At 56.8% G+C, this 9,369-nt stretch carries 8 protein-coding genes; 1 reads left to right on the plus strand and 7 read right to left on the minus strand.

Annotated features, from left to right (window positions below; translation table 11 throughout):
- Positions 1 to 106 precede the first annotated feature (106 nt).
- On the minus strand, positions 107 to 694 hold the full coding sequence (locus tag LKD23_RS12330) for a chromate transporter (RefSeq protein ID WP_227621891.1): 588 nt from the start codon (positions 692 to 694) through the stop codon (positions 107 to 109).
- A gap of 145 nt (positions 695 to 839) precedes the next feature.
- Here LKD23_RS12330 and LKD23_RS12335 point away from each other — a divergent pair, with 145 nt between their 5' ends.
- Positions 840 to 1,949, plus strand: coding sequence for a radical SAM/SPASM domain-containing protein (locus LKD23_RS12335; protein ID WP_227621892.1), 1,110 nt, complete (start codon positions 840 to 842; stop codon positions 1,947 to 1,949).
- 41 nt (positions 1,950 to 1,990) lie between these two features.
- Here LKD23_RS12335 and LKD23_RS12340 read toward each other — a convergent pair whose 3' ends face one another.
- The 6 genes from LKD23_RS12340 to LKD23_RS12365 all read right to left on the minus strand — a co-directional run.
- Positions 1,991 to 3,109: a GntR family transcriptional regulator gene (locus LKD23_RS12340; RefSeq protein WP_227621893.1), complete on the minus strand. Its 1,119-nt coding sequence runs from the start codon at positions 3,107 to 3,109 to the stop codon at positions 1,991 to 1,993.
- Between the two features lie 16 nt (positions 3,110 to 3,125).
- On the minus strand, positions 3,126 to 4,481 hold the full coding sequence (locus tag LKD23_RS12345) for a sulfatase family protein (RefSeq protein WP_227621894.1): 1,356 nt from the start codon (positions 4,479 to 4,481) through the stop codon (positions 3,126 to 3,128).
- A gap of 16 nt (positions 4,482 to 4,497) precedes the next feature.
- Complete coding sequence (locus tag LKD23_RS12350) at positions 4,498 to 5,997, minus strand: tripartite tricarboxylate transporter permease (RefSeq protein WP_227621895.1); 1,500 nt, start codon at positions 5,995 to 5,997, stop codon at positions 4,498 to 4,500.
- An 11-nt stretch (positions 5,998 to 6,008) separates the two neighbouring features.
- The gene (locus LKD23_RS12355; RefSeq protein WP_227621896.1) at positions 6,009 to 6,524 is read right to left on the minus strand and encodes a tripartite tricarboxylate transporter TctB family protein; all 516 of its coding nucleotides are present in this window, start codon (positions 6,522 to 6,524) and stop codon (positions 6,009 to 6,011) included.
- Positions 6,525 to 6,616: 92 nt separating this feature from the next.
- Positions 6,617 to 7,585, minus strand: a complete 969-nt coding sequence (locus LKD23_RS12360; RefSeq protein ID WP_227621897.1) for a tripartite tricarboxylate transporter substrate-binding protein — start codon at positions 7,583 to 7,585, stop codon at positions 6,617 to 6,619.
- 323 nt (positions 7,586 to 7,908) lie between these two features.
- A partial coding sequence (locus LKD23_RS12365) for a recombinase family protein (RefSeq protein ID WP_227621898.1) occupies positions 7,909 to 9,369 on the minus strand: 1,461 nt, incomplete at its 5' end.

Below are 9,369 nucleotides of genomic sequence, written 5' to 3' on the forward strand. Positions count from 1 at the left end.
GTGTTCAGCAGGTCAGCGCTGCGGACGAGGATGCCGTCCGGGCCAAGCAGGCCGCCCACACTGAACATCCCCACCTGCAAAAAGCTGAGAAAAAGCTGAACGTAGATCATTTTGCACCGCCTTTTTTCCACTGGGCCAGCGCCCGCACCACGCCGAATGCCGCTGCGGCAAGGATGACCACGACCACATTGACATGAAACACCGTATTGGCGATAAATGCCGCCGCCATCAGGACAATATACACCCATGAGCGGGTCTTCAGCACCTTGCTGCCAAGGTCGAACACCACATCCAGAATGACCGCCGCCACACCGGCCTGCATCCCCTTGAGCAGCAGGGCAATATAGTGGTTGGAGGCAAAGGCGCTGTAGAACACCGAGACGACCGAGAGGATGACCATGGGCGGAATGATGGTCCCCAGCACCGCCACGAGCATCCCGACCAGCCCCTCTACCTGCCAGCCCACCAGAATCGCCGCATTGACGGCGATGGCACCCGGCGAGGACTGCGCCAGCGCGGTCATGTCCAGCATTTCCTGCTCATCGATCCAGTGCAGCTCATCCACAAATTTCTTCTTCATAAAGGTCACGATGACAAAGCCGCCGCCGAAGGTAAAGCTGCTGATGTACAATGTGCTTAAAAACAGCTTCCAAAGCCGTGCCGACCGCATACTGTATGTTTTATTTTCATCCATGCAAGTTTTCTGCTCCTTTTTTCATTTCTGACAACTATTTTGGTTTTATCGGTATTTCAAACAGCTTTTGTCCGTTACTGCTTGCGAAAGCCCGTGTTTTCCGGTATCCTTGTTTCAGGAAATGAAAAACACGGAGGGTATCCCTATGAAACACAATACATTCCTCGTCAAGCCAGCATCCAGTTTGTGCGACCTGCGCTGCCGATACTGCTTTTATGACGATGTTTCCAGCAGCCGGGCCTGCAAAAACATGGGGCTGCTCTCCCACGAAATGGCAAGAGAGCTGATCGAAAAGGCCTTCGCCGCCACCGAGGACGGCGGCAGCGTCCATTTTCTGTTTCAGGGCGGCGAACCGACCCTTGCCGGGCTGGAGTTTTTTCAGTTCTTTCTGGAAACGGAGCGCTCCTTGAAGCGCAGCCTCTCGGTGTTCCACAGCATCCAGACCAACGGCATCGGCCTGAATGAGGCGTGGGCCTCCTTTTTCAAAGCCAACTCTTTCCTCGTGGGCCTCTCTCTGGACGGCACACAGGAGGTCCACGACCTCTACCGGCTGGACGCTGCCGGACATGGCACATGGGACAGAGCGACTCATACCCTTGGGCTGCTGGATGCCTACGGGGTCGAAACGAACCTGCTCTGTGTCGTGACCGGCCAGCTGGCCAGAAAGCCCCAGCGCGCCTTCCAGAGCCTCTGCGCGCTGGGGCGGCACAATCTGCAGTTCATCCCCTGTCTCGACCCGCTCGACACCGTCGGCGGACAGGCCTATTCCCTGACGCCGGAGCTTTATGGCCGGTTTCTGTGCGGCGTTTTTGATGTCTGGTATCAGCAGCTGCAGCAGGGCAATTACGTCAGCGTCCGCAATTTTGAGGATTATCTGCGCATCCTGCTGGGAACGCCGCCTACCTCTTGCGCTTCCTCCGGCTCCTGCGGCCATTATCTCACGGTGGAAGGGGACGGAAGCCTTTATCCCTGCGACTTTTATGTTCTGGATGAGTGGAAGCTGGGCGACCTGAGCCGCTGCACCGTCGAAGCTGCACTTGCTTCTCCCACGAGCCAGACCTTTCTGGCGCAGGGCCGCAAACGTCCGGCCGAATGCGCCGTCTGCCCTTACCGGCTGCTCTGCCGGGGCGGCTGCAAGCGTGACTGGGATGCCTCCGGAAGCAACCGCTTCTGCACAGCATACCGGCATTTCTTCTCCTACGCACTTCCACGCCTGCAGACTGCGGCACATTTTCTGGCACAACAGGGCCGATAAAGAGATTCTCCCGGAGAGCAGGACTGCCTCCGGGAGAATTTTTATTTTGCCTTCTGGATCTTCCGGATGGAATGGCCATCGTAGAGGATGGGCTTCATGACATAGGTATAGTTCCGGTCATCGCATTCGCCGGTGGAGATCATCTCCATAAGGCGCAGTGCAAGCTGACGCCCCATCTCGAAGCCCTGCTCCACCGAGCAGGTGACATCCTCCTGCCGATAGGTTTCTTCGGAATAATCGAAACAGACCAGCGAATAATCTTCGGGCACGCTCTTCCCCATCTTCTGCAAAGTCTTGATGACCAGTCGATAGATGATGTAGTTGCAGCAGACGATCGCGGTGCATTTGGGGATGCTCTTCAGGAACCGTTCGATGGCGCGGACATAGCTTTCGTTGTGGGCTTCGTCCGAAATACACCACTTGATATAGTCATCGTTCAGCTCCAGCCCGCGGCTGCGCATCGCTTCCGCCATCCCCTGAAACTTCTCCACGCTCTGGTAGTTGTCGTACACGAAGATGCCGGCGATGTGGCTGTGCCCGGCATCCATCAGACGCCCGATCAGCTGATGGGCGCATTCTATATCGTTGATGGTCACCCGGGGGCAGCGCAGATTCCGATAGAAGTTGTTGTAGAAGATCACCGGAATCCTGCGCCGGTAGAGTTCCTTGTAGCAGTCAAGATTCGGGCTGAGGATGCTCGACTTCACGCCGTCCACGATAAAGCCGTGGAAGTTCTGGTGCACCACCGTTTCCAGACAGCGGCGCTCGTTGCAGAACTTGTTGTCGGTCAGGAAGACGTGAAGGTCTACCTGCTCCTGTGTCAGGACGCTGCGCACCCCTTCGATGAGGCCCGAGTTGGCGCTGGTATCCTGTCCCTGCAAAATAAGGCCGATCTTATAGAGCGCATCGTCGGTGTTCAGGTCCCGCGTCATCACCTTTTCCCGGTGGAAATAGGTCCCGCTGCCCTTGAGCTTGTAGACAAGGCCCTCTTTCACCAGACGGTCGATGGCCACCCGGATCGTCTCCCGGCTGACGCCCAGCTTCCGGCAGAGGGCATTTTCCGAGGGAAGGCGCTGGTTTCCGGAGAACTTGTTCTCGTCGATATAGGCCAGAAGCCAGCGGTAGACCTGATCGGATTTTTTCTCAACAGCCGAGAGCATGGGCAGGCGCTCCTTTTCAGTCGGTGATGGTGGGACGGGCGCCCTCTGCGCGTTCGATCCAGTTCAGCAGGCGCTCCCGAAGCTCTGCCTTGACCACAGCGTATGCGGGGTCTGCCACCACGTTGTTCAGCTGCCACGGGTCCTTCTTCATGTCGTAGAGGAAATCATCCGCATAGACATCCGATGCCGCAGCCTCGCCGCCGTTGACGCCGGGGGCATAGACAGAGTACATATAGTCCGCCGTGCGGATGCAGCGTCCGCAGCGGCTCTCCGAGATCTGTGCAAAGACCTCGTTTGCTCTATTATCGTTCTTCTTTTCCACCACGTCAAGCAGATTTTCGCCGATCATCCTGTCGCCGACCTCCACGCCCGCCAGAGCCAGCAGAGTCTTGGGGATGCTCTCGGTGCTGACCAGCTCGGTCACTTCCCGGCCTCCCTTGAACGGGCCGCCGCAGATGACCAGCGGCACGTGCAGGCAGCCGTCGTGGCAGGAGCGCTTGTAGTCGTCGTAGCCGTTCAGGTGCGCGTCGCGGTTGCGGGTCTTGAAGTGGGAGCCGTGGTCGGAGGCGTAGAGGATGACGGTGTTGTCATACAGACCCTTTTCCTTCAGCTTTGCCACCAGCCTGCCAAGGTTCTCATCGAGGCTGGCGCACTGACCCAGATAGTCCGGGTACTCCTCCGCTGCGTTGCCGCCCAGAGCCTTCAGATCCTCGGGCAGAACAAAATTGGCAAACCGCTGCTTGGAGCCGTCGGGGCCTTCGTAGTGGTTATGGTCGTTCTGATGGTGCGGCTCGATCTGCGACACCGTCATAAAGAAGGGCTTTTCGCCGGTGTACTGGTCGAGGTAGTCCAGCGCAAACTGGTTGATGCAGTCGGCGCGGTAGCCCTTGAAGTCGATGCGGTTATTGTTTTCATCGAACACATAGCCGTCGTAGCCGTGGGAGGTAAATTCCAGCACGTCCGCAGCGCGCCAGTAGCCGGTATAGCCGCCGCGCAGCTCCAGCGGGACCGCCGTGATGGTGTGGTCGATGGTCGGCTTTTTCTCCAGCTCGCCGTCCGAGGCCAGATGCCACTTGCCGATGTAGGCCGTCTCATACCCGGCATCCTTTTCCATGTACTCGCCCAGTGTCTTGATCTGGGAGGGCAGCATCAGGTTGTTGCGGAAGCAGCCGGTCTCGGTGGGGTATTTGCCGGTCTGGAACAGGGCGCGGCAGGGTCCGCACACCGGCTGGGGCGAAAAGGCATTGTCAAACTTCACGCCCTCCGCTGCCAGCTCGTCCAGATTGGGCGTGATGTTCAGCGGCTGACCGAAGCAGCCGCAGGTGTCCCAGCGCTGCTGGTCACTGAAATAAAAAATGATGTTATATGCCACGGTTTTTTCCCTTTCTTTACTGTTTCACTTTTGCTTCCTTCATCTTGCCGCGCAGGATGCCGAGGATGACCACCACGATCAGCGCAATGAAGATCCAGCAGTACACGCTGCCAAAGAAGATGCTGGGGCTTCCGTCCGAGATGAGCAGGGCGCGGCGGAAATTGGTCTCCGTCATGTTGCCCAGCACCATGCCCAGCAGCACAGGGACTGCGGGCAGCTCCAGCTTACGCATGAACCACGCCATCACGCCGAACACCAGCGCAACGCTCAGGTCGAAATAGCTGCTGTTCACCGAGTAAGCACCGGCAAAGCAGAAGATGACGATGATGGGGGTCAGGATCTGCTGGGGGATGGAGACGACCTTTGCGAACAGGCTGGTCAGATACTTGCCCTGCAGGAACATGAAGATGTTCACGAGGATGAGGCCCAGCATGATGGCATACATGATGGGGCCATCCGTGGTAAAGAGCGAGAGGCCGGGGTTCAGGCCGTTGATCATCAGAGCGGACAGCATAATGGCCACGCAGCCGTCGCCGGGGATGCCCAGCGTCAGCAGGGGGATGAGGGTCGCGCCGCAGACGGCGTTGTTGGCCGACTCAGCCGCCGCAACGCCCTCCACAGAGCCGTGGCCGAACTCTTCCGGGTGCTTGGACATATTCTTTGCGGTGTTGTAGGAGAACCACGAGGCCTCCGAAGCACCGGTGCCGGGCACGATGCCCACGCAGGAGCCGATGAGAGAGCCGATGAGCACCGGGCGGAGCATCCGCTTGTACTCATCCTTTGTGATCTTGCCGTCGTCGTTGCCGATCTTTCCGGCGTGGAGGTTCAGCTCGCTCCGCTTCAGCTCCGCCTTGCCGATGATCTCCACCAGTGCGAACAGGCCGATGAGGGTGACGGCAAGGTCAAGACCCAGATACAAACGGGGAATGCCGAAGGTAAAACGGTCGTAGCTGGTCATAGGGTCTGCGCCCACGCAGGAGATGAGAAGGCCGAGGCAGGCGGCGATGATGCCCTTGACGAGGCTCTTACCCGAGACGCCTGCGATGATGGTCATGCCGAACAGGCAGACCATGAAGTACTCTGCCGTGCCCAGCTGTGCCGAAATTTTAGCCACCTGCGGGCCGAGGAAGAGCAGGACCAGCGCCGAGAAGATGCCGCCGAAGGTGGAGGCGTAGAGCGCGATCTTCAGCGCTGCTTTCGTGCGGCCCATCTTGGACAGCGGGTGGCCGTCCAGCATGGTGGCCGCTGCGTGGGGCGTGCCCGGCGTGTTGATGAGGATGGCCGACACCGAGCCGCCGTATCCGCCCGCACAGTAGATACCCAGAAGGAACATCATGCCGGGGATCGCCCTCATGGTGTAGGTGACGGGCAGGAACAGGATGATGCAGAGGATAACGCTCAGGCCCGGGATGGCTGCGAACACGCAGCCGATAAAGACACCGAGGTTGATCCAGACGATATTTTCGAGGGTGAAGAGCAGCCCGGAGGCCGGGCCGATAAAATCAAACAAACCCATATTCTGCCTCCTCAGAAACTGACATTCAGAACAAAGTGGAACACGACCCAGATCAGGACGGCCATCGAGACGGTGATGGCGTAGTAGAGGGGCTTCTTGCAGCGGAAAAACAGCAGGAAGGCCAGCGCGCAGAACACAGCACCCACCACGAACAGACCCGTGATCTCTGCCAGCAGATAGGTGACCACCAGAATGAGGACGATGACCAGCGCTTTTGCTTCCACCAGGAGATTCAGCGTTTTCGTTTTGACCGGGCGGTGCATCACCATGTTGTATGCCTCCCGGCCCACCAGAAGGGCGCTCATGGCCAGCATGAGCCAGACCAGCATCGTCGGGAAGGCGCGGCCGTTCACAACGTCCTTTTCCGAGATCTGCACCTGCTGGGGCATGATGAGCAGCAGCACGATGCCGATGACCAGAAACAGAATGCCGCAGATCAGGTCAACGGGGTACTCGATGTTCTTCTCCTCGAGCTTCGCACCCCATCCGTCCAGCCTTGTTTCGATGCGTTCTATCAGATTTTTCACCTGTTTCCACTCCTTTTTGAAACACAAAAGCAGGGGGTCAGGGCTTTCCCCTCCCCCCTGCTTCAGCCTTTTTCGCTATAGAGGGCCTGTTATCAGCCCGCCACGATGTCCTTATACTGCTCGACGATGCTCTTGACGTTCTCGATGTGAGCCTTCACATCGTCCTCGGTCATGGTGTCAACTTCCAGCAGCATGGTGTCGTTCAGCCACTCGACCATCTCCTGATCGGCGAGGATCTTGTCGTACAGCTCCTTCAGCTCGGCCACCTTTGCCGCGTCGGTGCCCTTGCGAGCCATAACGAAGCAGCGGTTGCGGAAGTAGGGATAGCCCTTGGCACCGACGCCCTCGACCCCTGCGAAGGGGCCGTTTTCGATGGCCTTGTCGTCGAATGCGCAGACCACGTCAACGCCGCCCTGCTGGTAGGTCTCAAGGATCTGGGACTGATGCGAGACTGCAAAGTTCGTCTCGCCCTTTGCCACAGCCTGTGCAGCCTCTGCGGCGGACTGGTACGGGGTCAGCTTCAGCTGATCGCCGGCACCCATCGAGCCAAACAGCGCCGCTGCAAGGAAGGCCTCCGAGCCGGTCGCGCCGTTGACAGCCACAGACACGGGGTTGCCCGCCTTGACGTAGGCTTCCAGATCGTCCAGACTCTTCAGGTTCAGGGAAGAATCGGCAGACAGGACAAAGACGGAAGAATACAGGTTCTCCACAAACTCGAAATCGTCGTAGCTGAACTGCAGCTTGGCCGGGTCCAGCGTCTCGGTGATGGCGAACAGTCCCTCACCGGCAAAGACCAGCTCCTTGTCGTTTGCCTTGGTGCTGGCCACCCAAGTATTGACGGTGGCGGCGTCGCCCTTGACAGCCTCTGCCACCAGCGTGATCTTTTTCTCCGAGTAGTCCGGGGACTTGGCGGCTGCCTTCTGGCTGACCATCGCTGCCACACCAGACGGTGCCCACGGGCAGGTGACTTTCCAGCTCTCCTGCTTGCTTCCGCAGCCAGTGAGCATCGACAAAGCGAGGACACCGGCGGTGACCAACGCCGCAATACGCGTTTTCATCATTTTACTCTCCTTTTTGTTTGCCTTTTTTCGTGTAGTGGCTGGCACCTGACGGTGCTTTTGTTGACCCTAGGATAACATTCCGGATGATTTCAAGTCAACAGATTTTTCGATTTTATTGATAAAGTTGTCTGGTCTTAGAGCCAAATACCTACTTCTGTATTTTGTTGCGGAAAACTTATTGTGCATATTGCACATAGACTTCAATCTTCTTTGTGCAGCTTTCATTCTCTCACGATGCAGGGACAGCGTATGCGGTGGTCGGATCCAGAAAGAGGCCCGACCAGCATCTTTCTGTCGGAAAGCAAAAAAAGACCTTGTAAACTTTAAAAGTCTACAAGGTCTTTTTCAGAAGATGGTGCAGTAAAGCAATCCAAATCCGAACCATTTCCCTTTGATGCGGCTTCTGCCGCTTCCCCAAAGGTGACGGTCTGTGTTCCTTCTTTATAGTTGAAGGTTATCAAAACCTTATCATCATACAGGTAAATCGCATTGATGAAGGTATCCACTAGTGCCTGCCGCTGGTCTTTCAGGCTCATGTCCAGCTTACGGAACCGCAGCAGCCAAAACCTGATAAATTCTTCGGTCACTTTCGGCTTCGCCAGCTTTTCTTCCGCAATGCGTGCTTCAAGCTCACGCTTGGTTTCTTCCAGCTGCTCCAACCGCTCCTTGGTGGAGCTGGTCAGGATACCGGCCTGAATCGCATTGAGCATATTCTGGATACCGGATTCTGCATCCCGGAGCTGCTTTTTATAAAGGGGAATGTTGGTATTCTCCTTGTTTTGCAGTTCCATCACCTTGGCGATGATGGATTCCATAGCGGCATCGTCTTTCACAAGCTGCATGGTCTGGTTGACCACCAGATCTTCCAGCCACTGTTTGCGGACGGTCTTTTTCTTGCAGCCCTTGTGCTTTTTGGCAGTGGCACATTTATAGTAGCGGTGGACTTCACCCGTCCGGCTTGTGCCGCTTTCGCCAAACATCAACGCCCCACAGTAGCCGCAGAACAGCTTGGTGGTGAGCAGGTAGTCATCCTCTGCCTTTCTACGGGCAGGGGCTTTTTTGTTTTTGGCGATCTTTTCCTGCACATCGTTGAAAAGCTCTGCGGACACAATGGAGGGAATCGCATCGGGAATCAAAACATCACGATATTTCAGCTCCCCGATGTAGCGGCGATTGTTCAGCATATGCTGAATGGTGTTGAAGGTCATCAGCCCGCCACGCTGGTTCTTGACGCCCTTTTCGTTCAGCCAATCCCGAATTTCCCGCATGGTCTGGCCATCGTTGTACCGCTGGAAGGTTTCTGCCACAAAGGGAGCAGTCAACGGGTCGATTTCAAAGCGGTGGTCTGCGTTGATGATGTAGCCAAAGGGAATGGCACCGCCAGTGAACTTTCCCTTCAGTGCGTTTTCGGTCATGCCACGAATGACCTTTTCAGACAGGTCAGCGGAATAATACTCGGCATAACCTTCCAGCACCGATTCCAGAATGATGCCCTCCGGTCCCTCGGAGATGATCTCGGTGGCAGACATGAGCTTGACACCGTTCTTCTTCAGCTGGGTCTTGTACCGGGCACTGTCGTAGCGGTTCCGGGCAAAACGATCCAACTTCCAGACCAGCACGATGTCAAACAGCTTCTTGTCACTGTCCTTAATCATCTGCTGAAACTCCGGGCGGTTGTCCGTCTTGGCAGAGATAGCACGGTCAATGTAGTGCTTGACGATGGTGATGCCGTTCTTTTCCGCATAGGCAGTGCATTCACGAATCTGGCCTTCAATGGATTCTTC

Origin of the sequence: Faecalibacterium butyricigenerans, from assembly GCF_020687345.1 — a bacterium.
GTDB classification, from domain to species: Bacteria; Bacillota; Clostridia; order Oscillospirales; family Ruminococcaceae; genus Faecalibacterium; species Faecalibacterium butyricigenerans.

What these genes read in the sequence shown, in the direction of transcription:
- LKD23_RS12340 (WP_227621893.1), bottom strand. Translation starts at nt 3,109, where the DNA reads ATGCTCTCGGCTGTTGAGAAAAAATCCGATCAGGTCTACCGCTGGCTT.
- LKD23_RS12330 (WP_227621891.1), bottom strand. Translation starts at nt 694, where the DNA reads ATGGATGAAAATAAAACATACAGTATGCGGTCGGCACGGCTTTGGAAG.
- LKD23_RS12335 (WP_227621892.1), top strand. Translation starts at nt 840, where the DNA reads ATGAAACACAATACATTCCTCGTCAAGCCAGCATCCAGTTTGTGCGAC.
- LKD23_RS12360 (WP_227621897.1), bottom strand. Translation starts at nt 7,585, where the DNA reads ATGATGAAAACGCGTATTGCGGCGTTGGTCACCGCCGGTGTCCTCGCT.
- LKD23_RS12350 (WP_227621895.1), bottom strand. Translation starts at nt 5,997, where the DNA reads ATGGGTTTGTTTGATTTTATCGGCCCGGCCTCCGGGCTGCTCTTCACC.